This is a genomic window from Paenibacillus thalictri, from assembly GCF_004307995.1.
Taxonomy (GTDB): Bacteria; Bacillota; Bacilli; order Paenibacillales; family NBRC-103111; genus Paenibacillus_AF; species Paenibacillus_AF thalictri.
In genome coordinates this window covers 1-17468 of record NZ_SIRE01000013.1, presented here as the reverse complement: position 1 = coordinate 17468, position 17468 = coordinate 1, and the positions used below count along the sequence as shown (strand labels likewise).

19 protein-coding genes are annotated in these 17468 nt (G+C 48.7%); 3 read left to right on the top strand and 16 right to left on the bottom strand.

Annotated elements, in window-relative coordinates; translation table 11 throughout:
• Nucleotides 1-34 precede the first annotated feature (34 nt).
• From EYB31_RS18735 to EYB31_RS18660, 16 genes are all read right to left on the bottom strand, one after another.
• On the bottom strand, nt 35-682 hold the full coding sequence (locus tag EYB31_RS18735) for an RraA family protein (RefSeq protein ID WP_131014942.1): 648 nt from the start codon (nt 680-682) through the stop codon (nt 35-37).
• A 14-nt stretch (nt 683-696) separates the two neighbouring features.
• Nucleotides 697-1236, bottom strand: coding sequence for an alpha/beta hydrolase (locus EYB31_RS18730; RefSeq protein WP_131014941.1), 540 nt, complete (start codon nt 1234-1236; stop codon nt 697-699).
• A 304-nt stretch (nt 1237-1540) separates the two neighbouring features.
• Nucleotides 1541-2506: an ABC transporter ATP-binding protein gene (locus tag EYB31_RS18725; protein ID WP_131014940.1), complete on the bottom strand. Its 966-nt coding sequence runs from the start codon at nt 2504-2506 to the stop codon at nt 1541-1543.
• Entirely contained in the window at nt 2487-3485 is a 999-nt protein-coding gene (locus tag EYB31_RS18720) for an ABC transporter ATP-binding protein (RefSeq protein WP_131014939.1), read from the bottom strand. Before EYB31_RS18720 ends, EYB31_RS18725 begins: the two co-directional genes overlap by 20 nt.
• 59 nt (nt 3486-3544) lie before the next feature.
• Complete coding sequence (gene nikC / locus EYB31_RS18715; RefSeq protein WP_131014938.1) at nt 3545-4441, bottom strand: nickel transporter permease; 897 nt, start codon at nt 4439-4441, stop codon at nt 3545-3547.
• A 15-nt stretch (nt 4442-4456) separates the two neighbouring features.
• Nucleotides 4457-5377 (bottom strand): nickel ABC transporter permease, encoded by a 921-nt coding sequence (gene nikB, locus EYB31_RS18710; RefSeq protein WP_131014937.1) that lies wholly within the window; start codon nt 5375-5377, stop codon nt 4457-4459.
• 41 nt (nt 5378-5418) lie between these two features.
• Nucleotides 5419-6990 carry an ABC transporter substrate-binding protein gene (locus EYB31_RS18705; protein WP_165452480.1) on the bottom strand — a complete coding sequence of 524 codons (1572 nt, stop codon included), beginning with the start codon at nt 6988-6990 and terminating at the stop codon, nt 5419-5421.
• Between the two features lie 85 nt (nt 6991-7075).
• Entirely contained in the window at nt 7076-7855 is a 780-nt protein-coding gene (locus EYB31_RS18700; RefSeq protein ID WP_165452479.1) for an HpcH/HpaI aldolase family protein, read from the bottom strand.
• Between the two features lie 19 nt (nt 7856-7874).
• Nucleotides 7875-8699, bottom strand: coding sequence for a carbon-nitrogen hydrolase family protein (locus EYB31_RS18695; RefSeq protein ID WP_206105471.1), 825 nt, complete (start codon nt 8697-8699; stop codon nt 7875-7877).
• The gene (locus tag EYB31_RS18690) at nt 8699-9298 is read right to left on the bottom strand and encodes a GntR family transcriptional regulator (protein ID WP_165452478.1); all 600 of its coding nucleotides are present in this window, start codon (nt 9296-9298) and stop codon (nt 8699-8701) included. Before EYB31_RS18690 ends, EYB31_RS18695 begins: the two co-directional genes overlap by 1 nt.
• A 115-nt stretch (nt 9299-9413) precedes the next feature.
• The gene (locus EYB31_RS18685; protein WP_206105470.1) at nt 9414-10316 is read right to left on the bottom strand and encodes an acetamidase/formamidase family protein; all 903 of its coding nucleotides are present in this window, start codon (nt 10314-10316) and stop codon (nt 9414-9416) included.
• A gap of 30 nt (nt 10317-10346) precedes the next feature.
• The gene (prpB, locus tag EYB31_RS18680) at nt 10347-11246 is read right to left on the bottom strand and encodes a methylisocitrate lyase (protein ID WP_131014932.1); all 900 of its coding nucleotides are present in this window, start codon (nt 11244-11246) and stop codon (nt 10347-10349) included.
• Between the two features lie 31 nt (nt 11247-11277).
• Entirely contained in the window at nt 11278-12726 is a 1449-nt protein-coding gene (locus tag EYB31_RS18675) for a bifunctional 2-methylcitrate dehydratase/aconitate hydratase (protein ID WP_131014930.1), read from the bottom strand.
• A 291-nt stretch (nt 12727-13017) separates the two neighbouring features.
• Nucleotides 13018-13512 carry a DUF2231 domain-containing protein gene (locus EYB31_RS18670; RefSeq protein ID WP_131014928.1) on the bottom strand — a complete coding sequence of 165 codons (495 nt, stop codon included), beginning with the start codon at nt 13510-13512 and terminating at the stop codon, nt 13018-13020.
• Nucleotides 13502-14827: a sensor histidine kinase gene (locus tag EYB31_RS18665; protein WP_165452477.1), complete on the bottom strand. Its 1326-nt coding sequence runs from the start codon at nt 14825-14827 to the stop codon at nt 13502-13504. Before EYB31_RS18665 ends, EYB31_RS18670 begins: the two co-directional genes overlap by 11 nt.
• Entirely contained in the window at nt 14820-15512 is a 693-nt protein-coding gene (locus tag EYB31_RS18660) for a response regulator transcription factor (protein ID WP_131015122.1), read from the bottom strand. The genes EYB31_RS18665 and EYB31_RS18660 overlap by 8 nt, the downstream gene beginning before the upstream one ends.
• Before the next feature lie 204 nt (nt 15513-15716).
• Between EYB31_RS18660 and EYB31_RS18655 the strand changes: the two genes are divergently transcribed.
• The 3 genes from EYB31_RS18655 to EYB31_RS18645 all read left to right on the top strand — a co-directional run.
• On the top strand, nt 15717-16256 hold the full coding sequence (locus EYB31_RS18655; RefSeq protein WP_131014924.1) for an FMN-binding protein: 540 nt from the start codon (nt 15717-15719) through the stop codon (nt 16254-16256).
• A 10-nt stretch (nt 16257-16266) separates the two neighbouring features.
• Entirely contained in the window at nt 16267-17136 is an 870-nt protein-coding gene (locus tag EYB31_RS18650; protein ID WP_131014922.1) for an FAD:protein FMN transferase, read from the top strand.
• A 77-nt stretch (nt 17137-17213) separates the two neighbouring features.
• A partial coding sequence (locus tag EYB31_RS18645) for a helix-turn-helix domain-containing protein (RefSeq protein WP_131014920.1) occupies nt 17214-17468 on the top strand: 255 nt, incomplete at its 3' end.

The following is a 17468-nucleotide window of genomic DNA, read 5'->3' as shown; positions in this document are numbered from 1 at the left end:
TAATTAACCCCTAACTGTAATGAAATTAAAATTGTCACTCAAACCATTTGTCGGCTCCGCTTATCGATGCCAGCGAAATGCCTTTATCCAATTTGCGCTTTAGCTCTGCCTCGCTATCTTGTATTTGAATGGCTTCCAGCCCGTATTTCATGGCGTCTCTAGGATCGGCCGCAAACACCCCGTCGCCATCGGCTGCAATCAAATCCCCCGGCCGCACGGCGACTCCGCAAATACTGATCGTTGTGTTGATTTCTCCCTCAAGCCCCAAAATTCTGGTCGTCAGCGGGCTGACGCCTAACGAAAAAACAGGAAGCTGCAAATCGAGTATTTCCTGAACGTCGTTCACGCAGCCGGCAACGATCACCCCGGCTACTTTTTTCGTCTTGGCGATATAAGAGCAAATCCCTCCCCAGCAGGACCGGTCCGTGTCGCCCGACATGTCGATCACAAGCACGTCGCCCGGTTCGACGATATCCAGCGCTTTATGAACAGCGGAAGAATCCATATGGGGAATTCGTACGGTTACCGCATTACCCGCAAAATGAATGGGCCGGAATAACGGTTGAAGGCCTTTCATAAAACCGAAATCAGTCATATGGCCGATCGTTGAAGGCATCACCTTATTATAAATGGATGACAATTCCGGAGTGACGCCTTGAACTCTCGGATGTAAGCGAAACATAAATTCAGCCCCTTCTAATTCGTATTTAATATGTCTGCAAAAAAAGCTTTAACCGCAGGAAGCAGCTTTACTCCTTCATGAGCCGCTCCCGGAACTTCATGATACTGAACCTGAATCCCTTGAGATGTCCAATTTTTCCATAACGATCTCACTCGTTCGAGGCGCGTATTTCCGGCAATGTCGACGCCAGGAAGCCAGAACGGATTATCTTTTCCGCTTTCCAGGAGCTTGTTGTCTTCGCTGCCAATGACCAATTGCGCTGGTACACGGCGCATCTCGTCCCAGTTTAGATCGTTGCCGAATTGCTCCTTAAAGTCGCGGATGCCCGTAAACCAGTCCATCGCCGGATCCAGCAAAGTCACATTGCCCGGAGAAGCGACCGAAACACCCAAGAGTCGCTCGGGATGAAGGTAATAGAAACGATGAACAAATTGAGCGCCGCCGGAAAAACCGAACAGATAAGATTTCTCTCCCGAAATCCCATATTGTTCTGTAAACTCGTGGATCATGGCCAGCAAAACGTGGTCAAAACGAATATCCCGATACTTAATCATTTTGTACGAATTTAATTCGCCCGGTTCACCAATTCCTCCCGGAAATAGCGGAGCCAGAATAACGGCACCGGTTTCCTCGGAAAATGACTTAAACTCATCCCTGTAAAACTGTACAGCACGTTCCGTCCCATGGATAACGACAAGCAGCGGATGTTTTAAAGGGTCTGTTTCGTCAAAATGACTGGGAATATAGGCACAATATGAAAACCGTTGATCGAATTGACAGGCATATAATGATGTTGCACCTCTTTCCAACCTTCTGGATGGATTTCGAAGCGAGCTCATATTTTATTTCCCTCCACTTTCAATTGTATAAATGACAGGCGACGTAACGGCCTTCCACCAGCTTTAATTCCGGCTTTTCCGTCTTACATACGGCCATGCATTCGCTGCATCTTGGGTGAAACGTACAACCTGCAGGCGGATTGGCCGGACTTGGCACATCCCCTTGAAGCATAATCCGCTCTTTCTTGATTAACGGATTCGGAGTTGGCACGGCTGATAATAACGCTTGTGTATACGGATGCTTAGGGGAATCAAAAAGATCCCGTTTATCCGCCAGTTCCACCATTCGTCCCAAATACATAACGCCAATCCGGTTGCTGATATGCTTCACTACACTTAAATCATGAGCAATAAATAAATACGTCAGACTAAATTGCTCCTGCAAATCTTGCATCAGGTTAATAACCTGGGATTGGATCGACACGTCCAGCGCCGATACCGGTTCGTCGGCGACAATCAGCTTGGGGTTTAACGCAAGCGCTCTGGCAATCCCAATCCGCTGCCGTTGTCCGCCGCTGAATTCGTGTACATACCGTTTGGCATGATAGCCGCTTAAGCCAACGACATTCAGCAGTTCTTCCACGCGACGCATTTTATCTTTTCCTTGGGCGATATGGTGAATGTCCAGCGGCTCGGCGATAATATCGAAAACCGTAAGTCGCGGGTCAAGGGAAGCATAAGGATCTTGAAATACCATCTGCATGTCCTTACGAACCTTTCTAAGATCGTGTGCAGGCATGCCGACAAGGTTTTTCCCTTCGTAAACAACCTCACCTTCCGTCGGACGAAGCAGCTGCAGAAGTGTTCTTCCCGTTGTTGATTTGCCGCATCCGCTTTCTCCCACCAAGCCAAGCGTTTCCCCTTTATAAATCGTAAAGTCCAAACCGTCCACTGCTTTTACATGTCCTACCGTCCGGCTGAAGATCCCTTTTTTAATGGGAAAATACTTTTTTAAGTTGCGGACCTCAACTAAAGGCTGCTTCATAGTGATTACTCTCCCCTTCAGGTGCATGGAGCCAGCATCTGGTGAAGTGCCCCCGCTCGACTTCCACCAATTGCGGTGACCATCTTCTGCACACATCCGACGCAAATTCGCAACGCGGAGCGAAATGGCACCCTTCCCGCAAGCTGCCGGGAGCCGGTACGCTGCCCTTGATGGAATACAAACGTCTCTCTTCCGTTACGAGCGTTGGCATCGACTTCATCAGCCCTTGCGTATACGGATGCTTCGGCTCGGTAAACAGTGTAACGACATCGCTTTCTTCAACGACTTTCCCGCCGTACATCACCACCACACGGTCGCACATTTCCGCCACGACACCCAGATCATGTGTAATCAACAGGATCGCCGTGCCCTGCGTCGATTTCAATTCCTTCATTAAATCCAATATTTGCGCTTGAATCGTCACATCCAGAGCGGTCGTCGGTTCGTCGGCAATAAGCAGTTTGGGATTGCAGGCCATTGCCATCGCGATCATCACCCTCTGCCTCATCCCGCCGGATAAACGATGGGGATACTCATCCACAATTTGTTCCGGTCTCGGGATACCGACCAGCTTCAGCATTTCGATAGACTTGGCTCTAGCCTGCGCTTTGCCGTAATTCAGGTGGATCCGAACCGCTTCCCCAATCTGATCCCCGATCGTAAATACAGGATTCAGCGAAGTCATCGGCTCTTGAAAGATCATGGCGATTTCGTTGCCTCGAACACCTTGCATTTCCTGCTCGGTTAAAGCCAGAAGGTCTTTCCCGCCAAGCATGATGGAGCCTTCCACTACTTTCCCGGGGGTTAATCTCATGACCGTCAACGATGTTACGCTTTTTCCGGAACCTGACTCTCCGACAACACCTACGGTTTCCCCTTCTCGGATCGTGATATCCACGCCGTCAACTGCCGGAATCACACCTTCATCTGTAAAAAAATGCGTCTTGAGTCCTTTAATTTCAAGCAATACACGCTCCAATGTTATTCCCCCTTGTGTACGACTTTTGTTCCGAACGCTTGATTCTCAGCACCGCGTGACTACAGCTTCATTTTCGGATCAAGCGCGTCCCTGATGCCGTCCCCCAACATGTTAAAGGCAAGCACGATAAACATAATGGCAAGTCCCGGTATCGTACTCACATGAGGGGCCGATCGCAGAAACTCCCTTCCCGTGCTTAGCATGGCTCCAAGTTCCGGTGTAGGCGGCTGCGCTCCCATCCCCAAGAAGCTCAGTCCGGAAGCTGTGAGAATGGCCGTCGCTATACGCATGGTAGACAATACGATAATCGGCGCGATGCTGTTCGGAATGATATGCTTGAAGATGATGCGTATATGACCCGAACCCATCGATCTTGCCGCTTCGATATATTCCTTATTATTTACCGCCAAGACGGAGCTGCGGGAAATTCTCGCAAAAGTCGGAACCGAGAAAATGCCGATCGCAAGCATGACGTTCACCATACCCGGCCCTAACACACTGACGATGGCCAGCGCAAGAAGAAAACTTGGAAATGCCATAAAGATGTCAATCAGCCTCATAATCAGCATATCCGTCTTCCCGCCGAAGTAGCCGGAAATCGTGCCCAGCGCTACTCCAAACAGAGCGGAAATGATCACCCCGAAAATACCGACCATTAAAGAAATTTGCGCTCCGTACATCACTCGCGATAATATGTCCCGGCCATATTCATCCGTCCCGAACGGATGGCTGAAAGACGGAAGATTCAGAATGACTTCCATATTTTGCTCGAACGGATCGTACGGCGCTAACCATCTGGCGAATACCGCAACAATGACAAAGATCGCAACCATCCATCCCCCCGCTATGGCGCGTTTGTTTTTTTTGAACCTGCGAATCATTAGCGCAAGTGGCGAACGCCATTGAACCGGATCCGCAGTTTGCTTATCTGCCACAAGGATCGAGGACTCACTCATTGCCTGATCTCCTTTCTACTCATATCTGATTCTGGGATCCACAGCACTATAACACAAGTCAACGATGAGATTAACTACGACAAAAATCGTAGCGACAAACAGGATGCTGCCCTGAACAGCCGGATAATCCCGAAACTGAATCGCTTGGATAATGAACCGGCCCAGTCCGTTCATTGAGAACACGGTTTCCGTTAGCACCGCGCCTCCCAATAAAGTGCCGAACTCCAGTCCAATGATTGTAATAATCGGAACTAACGCATTTTTCAAAGTGTGCTTAAAAACGACCAGCCTTTCCTTAACCCCTTTGGCGCGTGCCGTACGAATAAAATCTTGGTGAATCACTTCAAGAATACTGGAGCGTGTTAGCCTGGCTAACACGCCGGAAGAGGAAAGACCTAAAACGATAGAAGGAAGAATGAAATATTTAAAGCCGCCGCTGCCCCCCGAAGGAAGCAGCTGCAAATAATAAGAAAACACCAGAATAAGCATAATCCCAAACCAAAACACCGGCATGGATATACCAAACAACGAGAACATCATCGCAGCATTATCCCGGATGCTGTTTGGTTTCGTAGCGGACATGATACCGGCCAAAAGACCGACGATCACCATGATAATGACTGAATACAACGTCAGCTGGATCGTGTTAGGAAACCGCATGATGATTTCTTCGAGGACCGGCCTCTCCGAATGCAGCGATATGCCCAAATCGCCTCTCAGCAAACCTGTGACGTAATTGACGTATTGTTCATATAAGGGGCGGTCCAAACCTAACCGTTCACTGACGCTCTGCACCTGTTCCGCAGTTGCATCGGCCCCCGCAATTAATTGCGCCGGATCCCCCGGAACCGAATGGATGATAATAAAACTGAGGATCGATACGCCGATCAAGGTCGGAATCATTTGCAGCACCCGTTTGATGACATAGTTAAACAATAGGATTCCTCCTCCACTGGATTGCAGCTACATAATTCCGATTATTTCTTGACCACATTGCGCAAGTCATAAATATAAGTCGGAAGGAAGGTGATGCCCTCCACATTTTTCGTATATCCTGCATGTGCCATGTCGTTATGGAGGAAAATCCATGGCGCATCATCTTTGACCCGCTTTAACACATCCGCATATGTTTTTATACGATCAGCCGGTTTGACCTGCTCTTGCCCTGCCAAGATCAGCTTATCGACCTTCGGATTGTTATAACGGGCGTAATTCGTAGCGCTGGTCGACAGAAGGGCGTCGCGGAACAACGGATCGGCATCGCCTGTCGTCGCTAACGCGCCTCTCATGAACAAATCGTATTTGCTTGGATCTTTTAATGTTTGCAAATAAGTTCCCAATTCCAGCTTTTGCAATACGACCTTGAACCCTAATTGCTGCAAGCTGTTCTGAACAAACTCGGCGGCAGGTAAATCCTGCGTTACGTTTGCGGCAAAAATCAATCGGAGCGGCGATACATTGCCCGGCACGATTCCCGCTTCTTGAAGCATTTGCTTCGCTTTGGCCATATCGAAAGGATAGGAGCCTACATTGCTGTAACCGATCGTGGTCTCCGAGATGGCCGAGGTTGCGGTATTGACCAAACCGTCATACAATTTGTTGACCATGGTATCCTTGTCAATCGCATAGTTTAACGCTTGGCGCACCTTGATCTGATTAAACGGCTCTTTGGTTGTATTAAATCCGACATATGCAATGCGATTGGCTTTGAAGGAATTAACGACGATTTTACCTTCGCTTTTCAGGCGTTTTAATTCCGGGAGCGGAAGACTGCCAATCAGATCGGCTTCTCCGGTTTCAAGCATAATCACTTGGGCTGCGCTTTCCGGAACATTTCTGAAAATAACGCTTTTTACTTTCGGTTTTCCAGCCCAATATTGCGGATTGGCTTCAAGCACCACGGAGTTGCCGGTCGTCCATTGTTTTAATTTAAACGGACCGGTTCCAACCGGTTCTTTACCGATTTTTTGCTCGTTTTCTTTAATCGATTTGGGGCTAATGATACCACTGCTGGAAGCAGCCAGATTGCCCAAAAAGGCTCCTTGGGGCGCTTTCAAATGGAAAACCACTTTTGTCTCGCCATCGGTTGTAATATTGTTAATAAAAGAACCTACCAGCGTATATTGACTTAAGTTTTTGTCCTTGTTAGCCACCCGTTCAAAGCTGGTCTTTACCGCTTCCGCATTAAACGGCGTTCCGTCGGTAAAACTGATTCCCGAGTTAAGCTCGAAGGTCCAGGTCTTTCCGTCCTCCGAGACGGTCCAGCTTTTGGCCAATTGAGGCACAATCTCCATTTTCTCATTAAACGTGACAAGTCTGTCATAGATTTGATAATTGATCAGGCTGGATATCGTATCTGTCGTATTTTGCGGGTCGAGACCTACCGGGTCGCCGGATACCAGTACGGTAAAATCTTTGGCTTCAACCGCCGCGGCCGTCCCTTTTTTGGCTTCCGGTTTGGGTTCCGGTTTGGAGCTGCACGCAGATACCAACATAGACAAAACAATCAACATGAGACCCATTACTTTCATAGACGAATTCCATCGCATATTCATTTCCCCCTTGTATATGGTAATAATCCCTTGCCTACCAGCCCATCTTCAGACAACTTTAACTCTCCCATAAACGTTCCCGTCATACCGTTATGCCTGCTTTCTGCTTTACATCATGCAAATGGGATGACAATGCCCGGCTAAGAAGAAGTGCATCAATCGGCGGTACTGTAAAATAATTCACCCCCATCCTGGAATACCGGTCCACCTCTTCAGGTGTAAAAACCGGAATGCCGATCCCGAGATTGGCTTTTCGTGCAGCCGCAATCACTTCTTCTATTGCCTCCATGACGGCCGGATGATCGAATTGGTCTTGATACCCAAGCGAAGAGGCCAAATCTGCAGGACCGAGGAAAAGCAAATCCAGCCCGGGAACGCTTACAATTTCATTAATATTCGTTACAGCGAGCGCATCCTCAATCATTCCTATTACGGTGACGGTTTCGTTTTGCCTTCTAATATGCTGCGAAAAAGGGATCGTACCGTAATGCGCGGCTCTTGAAGAGCCATCCAATCCACGATAGCCGATCGGACGGTATTTGGCTGTGCCGACGATCCGTTCCGCTTGTTCCCGTGTTGTGAGGTGGGGAACCATGATGCCATCGGCGCCTGCATCCAGAACACGCAGCATAGCGGCATAATCGTTTGGTGCGGTTCTAACTATAGATGTTACCTGAACGCATTGTGCCGCCCGAATCATATGTTCAACCAAGCCGTAATCCATTGTTGTATGTTCCATATCGATGACGGCAAAGTCATATCCGGCGAATCCCAGCATCTCGACAACGGCCGGATCCTTCAAAGTGACAATGATTCCATAAGCGGATTGCTGATCATGTATTAATTGGCTTAATTTATTCATAGTGATGCTCCTTCTGAATTCAATTCGTTTTGGTGTACAGCTCGGATCTTCGATGCTCATAAGACGGCAGCTTGGTGCGCACACTTTCAATTCTGGACAGATCAATTTCACAAGCGAGCAGCGCTTCCGTTTCCGGACCGGTAACCATCGGTACCCCCATCGGGTCTACGACAAGACTTTGTCCGCTATAAAAATCGCTTACTTGATTGCACGCAACCACGAAAACCGTATTTTCCAATGCCCGAACCGTTACCAGATGGCTCCAATGATGTTCCTTCATCGGCCCGCGAACCCAGCCGGAAGGGACAATAATCACTTCGGCGCCTCTGGACGCTTGATAGCGGGCGATCTCGGGAAAACGCAGCTCATAACAGACGAACAATCCGATTTTTCCGAAAGGAGTCTGAATCGGTTCGAAAAGGTTATCGCCGGGTGCAATCGTGTCGGATTCCTTAAATCCGAAAGCATCGTACAGATGTGTCTTTCGATACGTCCCGGCAATCGAACCGTCGCTTGTCACGATGACGACCGTGTTAAACACACGGCCTGCATTCGGTTCTTCTCCCAACTCCTTCATTCCGAATATCAACCATACTCCGTTCCGGACCGCCAGCTCTCTCATCCTGGTGACAAACGGTCCTTCCAAAGATTCCGCGTCATCCACGATCACCTGCTTTGCGGTATGCGCAGGGAAAAAACTCATAAAAATTTCCGGAAAGACAACCAGCTGCGCCCTGTGGCGGCTTACCGCATCCCGAACGGCGGAAACCGCTTTTTCAACATTCACTTCTTTATCGGGCGTCGATTCCACTTGCGCCATAACGACACGAAATTTAGTCTCCACTACAACTTCCCCTTTTCTAGATGCTCCTTCAAATATCGGGTCGCAGCCGGTATATCCTTTTGAATGATCGCGTTTAAAATAACCTTGTGGTCTTCAATAAACGTCTGGAGCACATCCGGTTTATGCTTGAGCCATTTCCCGGCCCGCACAGTGAACTGGCGTTCCCTTGCCTGACGATACATTTTGATGAACTGGGAGTTACCGACGATTTCCAGCAAGTAATGATGAAACAACGCGTCTTTCTCAATCAGATCGGCAAAATCATCCGCCACATAAGCACTTTCTTGCATATTGATGATGCCGGAAAGCTCCTTGATATGGTCGGCGGTGATTCGGGTGGCGGCAAGCTCCAGCGAATACGTCTCAATCGCAATTCTCATGTCGATCAGCTCGTTGCGCGCTTCGACTGACAGTTCAGTAAAGAGGATGCCCCGATTCGGCATGATTTTCAGGAACCCTTCGTGCTGCAAGCGGTTTAGAGCTTCGCGGATCGGAGTCCGGCTCATGTTTAATTCTTGAACCAGCGTATTTTCCGAGGTATAGCCTTCATCGCCTTTGATCATTTTTTCTTTTATTTTTTCATACGCAATGTCTTTCAAAAGCAGCTTTTCACTAGGTTCTATCAAAACCAAATCACACCTTTTGTCCGTTTTTTGCAAACGTGGATTTTAACTTACATGTAAACCTGTATACAAGTTGATTATAACATAAATGTTACCCGATCAGTACCGGCATTCCTTTCAGTTTGGGCATTCGTATACGAACGACCGTCTCTACCGGGCAAGGTTTGCAGACTTGGCTCATTTGCACGTCACCTGCCGCTCCCATCAGCAAATACGCATCTGTCGGCGACAGCTCCCAGCTACGGACGATCATTTCCTGCATACGTTCACTCGCCATCCGGATTGCGGCAAGAACATCGTGATCGCTGGAGACGGTATACCAAGCGTGGTTGGTTTCGACTACAGGTGCAGGAAGTCGCATACCTTTCAGTACGGTCAGACGCACCTCGACTTCACCGGCTATTTCCACACCGGTTCCGCACATTTCTCCGTCCCCCATCGAAGCGTGGAGATCTCCAAGCGCAAACAAGGCGCCGGGCACAAACACTGGCAAATAAACCGTTGATCCTTCCGCGATGCAGTTCGTATCCAAATTTCCGCCGTGCAGTCCGGGATGCCCGCAGGCCGTTTCGCCCTCTGACGGCGCTACGCCGATGACCCCAATCATGGGGGCGCAGTCGAACTGAATTTTGTCGGAAAACTGAAGGCGCCTTCCTTCCTTGACGGGGATTATTTTTGTCTGAATCTCCGATTGATGGATCAGCGTTCCGATTCCCGGAAGTGTCGTGATGACCCCATGACTGTCCAGCGAAATCCGGACGATTTCCGCCTTTAATACATCTCCCGGCAGCGCGCCCTCGACAAAAACCGGACCGGTCGCCGGATTAATTTTCCCGTAATCGATGGAAGTAACAAGATCCTGATCCCCCTTGATTTGTCCGGAAAAGCAGTCATTCGTACGCAATACCACATGTTCCCCGCTCGTGACGGTCAAAACCGGCGCGTGTTCGCCGGAGAAACTGAATATGAATTGATCGCGTTCAATCACATGCATCAGCAACCATCCTCCAATCCAATGCCCTGATTAAGGCAAAATGGTCCTTGCTATTTTCCCGTCCAACGCTTCGTAATCGTAATACCGGATCGTTTCGTACAATTGTTTGCGGGTTTGCATCTCTTGCAGCGACCCGACTTGCGTTCCGTTTTCGCTGATCTCCGCAAAAACCCGCTCATACGCTTTGGCGGCTACACGCAGCGAAGTCACAGGATAAATAACCATGTTAAATCCCCATTGTTCAAACTGCTGGGCTGTATAAAACGGCGTCTTTCCAAATTCGGTCATATTGGCCAGCAAAGGACCGGTTACAGATGCACGGAATCGCTTGAATTCCTCTTCGCTTTCCAGTGCCTCGGGGAAAATGCCGTCCGCCCCGGCGGCAACATATTGCTTGGCCCGGTCAATAGCCGCATCCATTCCTTCCACGCTTTTGGCATCCGTACGCGCAAGCACAAAAAGCGTAGGGCATATTTCTTTGATCGCGCGAATTTTTTGCACCATCTCTTCAATCGGTACAAGTTTTTTGCCGTTTAAATGGCCGCATTTTTTCGGCATTTCCTGATCCTCAAGTTGAACGGCGGCCGCTTTCGCTTCTACCATCTCTTTGGCCGTACGGGCTGCGTTTAATACCCCGCCGAAGCCGGTATCGATGTCCACCAGCAGCGGCAGTCCCGATGCGCGAACAATTTCCCGGGCGCGATCCGCAACTTCGTTGGAGTAGATGATGCCTAGATCGGGCAGCCCCCGGCTGGCCGTATAAGCGGCGCCCGAAAGGTAGATCGCTTTAAAATCAAATTGCTTGGCCACTCTCGCGGCCATTCCGTCATGGGTGCCGGGCATTTTTACAATCGATCCCGTACTGACAAGCTTACGGAATTCGCCGGCTAATTTTTTTTGATCGGGTTCTTCTTCAATAAGCCACGCCATAATGACCTCCTACGCAAGCGTATTCCGACAATCAAATTACCAGCATATTCATCAATTGGTGAACCGGCGTTTCGCTTAAACGATCAAAATCCGTGCATAATTGCAAAATTTCGGACGTCTTTTTCCGTGGGAACCGGGTCAACAAATGGGATTCGTACTTTTCCAAAACTTTCGGCAAACCTTCCGCCCGCCGTCTGCGATGGCCAATCGGATATTCGCATACAATCTTTTCCGTGTGCGTCCCATCCTTGAAATGGATCTGAACCGCATTGGCGATGGAACGTTTTTCCGAATCGAGGTAATCTTCGCTGTACCGCTCATCTTCGATGACGGCCATTTTGCTCCTTAACTCATCGATTCTCGGGTCGGCCGCCGTTTCATCTTCGTAGTGCTCAGCGGTTAAAGTGCCAAACAACAAGCCGATGGCAACCATATATTGCAAACAATGATCCCGGTCTGCCGGATTATGCAGAGGGCCTGTTTTATCAATGATCCGGATGGCGGATTGATGGGTTGTCAATGTAATTCGATCAATTTCAGCCAATCGGCGCTTCACCGATTCGTGAAGTGCAAAAGCGCATTCCACCGCTGTCTGTGCATGAAATTCGGCAGGGAAACTGACTTTAAACAGCACGTTTTCCATCACGTAAGAGCCCAGCGAACGTCCCAGCACCAGGTTGTTCCCTTTGAACAATACATCCTGGAACCCCCAGTTGTCGGCGGAAAGCGCAGTTGCGTACCCCATTTCTCCGTTTAACGCCATCAAAGCTAATCGTACAGCCCGGCTGGTCGCATCACCGGCGGCCCATGATTTGCGCGATCCCGTATTCGGGGCATGGCGGTACGTCCTTAAGCTTCCCCCGTCTAGCCAGGCATTGGAAAGCGCATTCAAAACCTGCTCTCGGCTCCCGCCTAACATCACGGTAATGACGGCTGTAGAAGCAATTTTTACAAACAACACATGATCCAGACCTACACGATTCAAGCTGTTCTCAAGTGCCAGCACCCCTTGAATTTCATGTGCTTTAATCGCAGCGGTCAGCACATCCTTAATCGTTAACGGCGATTTGCCTTCCTGTATCCGGCTGCGGCTTATGTAGTCCGCCGTGGCAAGAATACTTCCCAGATTGTCCGACGGGTGCCCCCATTCGGCGGCAAGCCACGTGTCATTATAATCCAGCCAGCGAATCATGCAGCCGATATTAAACGCAGCATGAACGGGGTCAAGTTCGAATCTTGTTCCCGGCACCCGGGCCCCTCCCTGCAGGAATGCGCCTGGAACAATCGGCCCCAATAACTTCGTGCATTCCGGAAAACGAAGCGCCAATATCCCGCTCCCGATCGAGTCCAACAATACATGTTGGGCGATGCGATAGGCTTCATCACTTTTAATGACATAATCCAATGCATAATCCGCAATATCGATAAGCAATGGATCCGTCTGTATCTCATTTCTTACGGCGAATTCTTTTATACTCATATCGCTGCCCTCCCCTCTTGCAACCCCAATCATCAAAAGACTTCATATAATCAAAAACAGTTCTATAAATCTTGAAAATCGTTTCACTACTTGAATACCAACTTGTATACAGGTTGCTTATGAGCTAATTATATGACAGTCCTCTCTATTATTCAACAGAAATTTCGTAAAAATTTTCTTGAATTTCATTTCAAAGCGTTGTCTTCACTATTTCCGTCCGAGAAAAAAAAGAAAAACCCGCAATTTACACGGGTTTGGATTTTGCTTGGCAACCAACGGTTTTAGTGGTTCCTACTGAGCTTTTTCGGCCTGCTTAATATGGCGGGCTTTGGGAGGATTAACGTCGTTGCCGTTCACTTTAACTCCCACTCCGTCGCTATAAACCATCTTTCCTCCGTAATACCCGGTCCCCAGAACCAGCACACAAGAAAGCAAGGATAAAATCAGATAGCCGGCCAGAGTCACTTTGACGAAAGAACGGTTTCCTTTCCATACCATCCATAAGCGCCATGCCAACAATAAAGTCACTGCCCAGGCTGTAATATCGGCAAGGGTTGAATGAAGATCCAGAAAGGACGTGTTTCCCCTGGCATCATGCTCGGGTCCGGTGGCTACCGACAGCCAGGCGGTCAGCGCCGACACGAACCAAATCCATAAACCTTTACTAGGCGTTAAAGAACGATTTTTCCAAGCGGCAAACAGGTCGTAACATAATCCGATCACAATCATGGCGATCGGAAAATGTACGAGGATCGAATGGATATGAGTGACTATTTCATTGATCATGGTTATTCTCCTTTTTTATCGAGGATTCAGGCAGCACGATCTCGAAAGTGCTTCCCTTGCCCGGTTCGCTTGTAACTGAGATTTTCCCGCCATGCATTTCAACAATCCGGTAAGCAATGGACAAGCCTAATCCCGTCCCGCCCAACTCCCGAGAACGTGCTTTGTCCACCCGGTAAAACCTTTCGAACAAATTAGGAATATCCTCAGCCGGGATTCCAATCCCATGGTCCGTTACTTTAATAACCATATCGCCGGCTTCGCTCCGAAAAGTCTGAACCATTATCTTCTCTCCAGCAGAGGAGTATTTAATCGCATTATCCAGAAGGATATAAAGAAGCTGATTCATTTGATCGGCGTCTCCGAAAAATTTGAGTGAGTCGGCTGCAGGTCCGATCATAGCGATGGTTATATTTTTTTTAGAGGCAGGAATCTTCATTCTCTCCACAATGGTTCGGATAATTTGCCGCAAGCTCGATACGGCATATCCGCTATGCGGCGGATGCGAGTCGCTTCGCGCAAGCGCAAGCAATTGTTCCGTCAATCGAATCATTCTGACAATTTCTTCTTTCATATGCTGTAACACCTTCTGATGAAGGGGGGGCAGCTGTTGCTTTTGTTCTTCCAAAATTTCGGCGGAAGCCTGTAAAATGCTTAATGGAGTCCGCAGTTCGTGAGAAGCGTCGGCTGTAAATTCCTGTTGTCTTTTAAAATAACGGGTAATGGGAACCATCGCTCTGCCGGCAAGGACGTACCCGGTCGCCGAAGCTACCGCAAGCAGCACAAGCGTAAATCCTGCAAGCAGCCATCTCATCTCGCTGAGCAACCTCACTTGGGAGCTCACTTCTTCAGCGATGTATAGGGCGTTGCCCGAATTGTTGACATCGGCAATATGGGAAACCACATAAGTTTGATTCGCTTCTCCATCCGTTTTATCCAAGTAAAAATAATCACGCCCCTTATTCTCCCCTCTGAGCTGCTTCCGAATCGTCTCGTCTTTGAATGGGTTTCTAGTGCCGGGAGAAAGGACACCCACATTCTCCTGCGGGTCTTCAATCAGGGCAAATTGATCGCCTTGCAAATACTCCCACTCCATCTTGACTTTCTGAAGCGGATGCTTATTTTCCCCGTCCATACGGGAATTGCGGCGCTGCCATTCCTCCGCCGCTCTCTTCCCTGCAATATCGATACGGTAATGTTCATCCCGATGGATGATGCCGGACAAAATCAAATAAAAGGAAATGGCCATAATAACAAGAATTAAACCGATAATCCCACTGTAGATAAATACCAGCTTTCTCCGCGTTTCTTTAATCATGAGGTTCATCCTGACTGTCGGTCAAGCGGTAGCCTTGTCCATGAACATTATGAAGCATTTTTACATCAAACGGATCGTCCAGTTTTTTGCGGAGGAGCTTCACGATGGCATCGACGGCGTTAGAGGTTACGTCGGCCGAGCTGCCCCACACATAATTTAAAATGCGTTCCCTGGACAATATTTCACCCGGATGCCTCATCAAATAAGTCAAAAGCTGCAGCTCCCGTTTAGTCAATTGAATTGGCGCCCCTCCACGGATCACTTCCTGGGTTAACGGGTTCAAGCTCAAATCGCCAAGCGTATAAATTGGTTCGTAACCCGCGCTTTGCTTTCTTCGATCCAACGCAATGATTCTGGCGAACAATTCTTCAAAAGCGAAAGGCTTAACCAAATAATCGTCCGCTCCCTGCATGAGACCGTTCACCCGGTCTTCCACGGCGTCCCGAGCGGTCAGCATTAAAATTGCCGTCTTATCCTGCCGCTCTCTCCGCTGTTTGCACAATTCAAGACCGGTTTTCCCGGGCAGCATCCAATCCAAAATATATAAGTCGAATGTTCCCGCGGCCAGGAAATCTTCCGCTTCCTCCGAATTCTGAGCCCAATCCACCTGATAACCGCCGGCGGCAAGCTTATACTGGATCATAAAACCGAGTCTAGCATCGTCTTCAACAAGCAAAATACGCATCGCCTTCACCCATCTTCCAAAAAGCTCCTTCTACAAAGTATAGACAATAACCATGAAAAAATAATGAAAACCTATAGGTTTCCGTTCCCTATTTAAGCAGCATAAATTTCAGTACTTTTTCATATCCCCCATTTATGATTAGAAATAAAAAGATAACCTTAAGGAGCAAAGTGCCTTATTTTATGAAGAGATCGGGGGATTCTAATGGCAAAAATGAATAAAAAGTGGGTGGCCCTTTGTTCATCGGCTATCGGTGCGATATACGCCGCCGGATACTTCGTAACGGAGACAGAAGCATCGATTCCGCAACCTCCGCCGCAACAAATCCAAGCCAGCGCTCAATCCAATGGCGAATTACAACACCTCCGTCACGATAAAGATCATCGGCGAGGACAAAACGGACTTAATCAGGATCGGCAGCAGGAGCAGTCACGGCAGCAACAATCGCGAGTTCAGAACAGCCCGCAATCAAAAAACACGTATAAGGACGGCACTTACCAAGGGTCGGGTTCGAATCGCCGCGGGTCCATCCAAGTGGCTGTCACCGTTAAGAACAACAAAATTTCTGACGTGGAAATCAGCCGATTTGCCATGCATTATTCTAAGAAAGATGTCGAGGGACTACCGGAGGAAGTAATACAAAATCAAAGTGCGCAAGTTCGCAATGTATCGGGAGCGACATATAGTACCCAGGCTTTCAAAGATGCGGTGCAGAATGCGCTGGAGCAAGCGCTAACTTCTTAGGGGTAAAAATATGAAGAAGTCAAAAATATTCATGGATACCGTCATTGACATTGAAGTCGTCACTCGAAAATCAACGGATGAGGCGGAAGCGGCAATCGATCGCGCCTTTGCTGCATTTCGCAAAGTGGAGCAAGCCTGCAGCCGGTTCAGTCCGGACAGTGAATTGATGATGGCTTGTCAACAGTATGAAGCCCCGGTCCCGATTAGCCCTTTTTTGTTCGAACCCCTCCGCTTCGCTCTGGAGGTCGCCAAAAGGACAAACGGAAAATTTGACCCGGCCATTGGGGCAACGATGACAGCTCATGGATTTGACCGGCATTATTTAACCGGTGACATCATGCATGGCCCTCCCTCCGATTCGGCGACTTACCGGGATATTATGTTAAACGACCGGAACCGCACGTTGTATTTGCGAAAACCGCTGACCATTGATCTGGGAGCCGTAGCTAAAGGATTTGCCGTTGATCTGGCCTCACATGAGTTAAAACGCTATGAAGGATTTGTCGTCAACGCAGGCGGTGACCTATATGCCGGTGGAGCCGATGAAAACGGAGACAGCTGGAAAATCGGGATTCAGCATCCCATCTATGAAGACGGGCTTATTCAAACGGTCGGCCTGTCCAACGAAGCGGTCTGCACCTCAGGCAGCTACGAACGCAGGAACGCCGCGAAAGCCGGCATGCATCATATGATCGCCCCCATAACAAAACAATCGCCCAACGAATGGATCAGTTGCAGTGTGATCGCCCCGTACGCCATGATGGCCGACGCTTTCGCAACAGCTGTTTTCCTGCTTGGTTTGGAACGGGGGAAACGTCTGCTGGAGCAGCTTGGTCTCAAAGGAATATTAATTACACCACATCTATATAGATTGAATTAGTGATCTTCCAGTATTAGGAAGGATTTTACTCCCTCACTGTCGAATTCAGAAAGACCTTGAAGAGGGTGGTGAACGGGATGGAAGCCAATGAAGCCCTGACGGCTATTGAAGAACGAATGAAGTCAACGAAAGACCGTCGAATGTACGAGCGACTTCAGACGATTCGTCTACGATTAATGAACATGCCTGTAAGTGAAATCGCTACGATCATGTGTCGTTCTGAAAAAACAATTCGCAGCTACATTCATGCCTACGAAAAGGAAGGCATCTCCGGTCTCATCATGCGGTTCTCGCCAGGACGCTCCTCGCGTCTGACGAAAGATCAACGAGAC

What these genes read in the sequence shown, in the direction of transcription:
- nikC (WP_131014938.1), bottom strand. Translation starts at nt 4,441, where the DNA reads ATGAGTGAGTCCTCGATCCTTGTGGCAGATAAGCAAACTGCGGATCCG.
- EYB31_RS18685 (WP_206105470.1), bottom strand. Translation starts at nt 10,316, where the DNA reads ATGCATGTGATTGAACGCGATCAATTCATATTCAGTTTCTCCGGCGAA.
- EYB31_RS18735 (WP_131014942.1), bottom strand. Translation starts at nt 682, where the DNA reads ATGTTTCGCTTACATCCGAGAGTTCAAGGCGTCACTCCGGAATTGTCA.
- EYB31_RS18660 (WP_131015122.1), bottom strand. Translation starts at nt 15,512, where the DNA reads ATGCGTATTTTGCTTGTTGAAGACGATGCTAGACTCGGTTTTATGATC.
- EYB31_RS18655 (WP_131014924.1), top strand. Translation starts at nt 15,717, where the DNA reads ATGGCAAAAATGAATAAAAAGTGGGTGGCCCTTTGTTCATCGGCTATC.
- EYB31_RS18650 (WP_131014922.1), top strand. Translation starts at nt 16,267, where the DNA reads ATGAAGAAGTCAAAAATATTCATGGATACCGTCATTGACATTGAAGTC.
- EYB31_RS18725 (WP_131014940.1), bottom strand. Translation starts at nt 2,506, where the DNA reads ATGAAGCAGCCTTTAGTTGAGGTCCGCAACTTAAAAAAGTATTTTCCC.
- EYB31_RS18670 (WP_131014928.1), bottom strand. Translation starts at nt 13,512, where the DNA reads ATGATCAATGAAATAGTCACTCATATCCATTCGATCCTCGTACATTTT.
- prpB (WP_131014932.1), bottom strand. Translation starts at nt 11,246, where the DNA reads ATGGCGTGGCTTATTGAAGAAGAACCCGATCAAAAAAAATTAGCCGGC.
- EYB31_RS18665 (WP_165452477.1), bottom strand. Translation starts at nt 14,827, where the DNA reads ATGATTAAAGAAACGCGGAGAAAGCTGGTATTTATCTACAGTGGGATT.
- EYB31_RS18675 (WP_131014930.1), bottom strand. Translation starts at nt 12,726, where the DNA reads ATGAGTATAAAAGAATTCGCCGTAAGAAATGAGATACAGACGGATCCA.
- EYB31_RS18730 (WP_131014941.1), bottom strand. Translation starts at nt 1,236, where the DNA reads ATGATTAAGTATCGGGATATTCGTTTTGACCACGTTTTGCTGGCCATG.
- EYB31_RS18705 (WP_165452480.1), bottom strand. Translation starts at nt 6,990, where the DNA reads ATGCGATGGAATTCGTCTATGAAAGTAATGGGTCTCATGTTGATTGTT.
- EYB31_RS18700 (WP_165452479.1), bottom strand. Translation starts at nt 7,855, where the DNA reads ATGAATAAATTAAGCCAATTAATACATGATCAGCAATCCGCTTATGGA.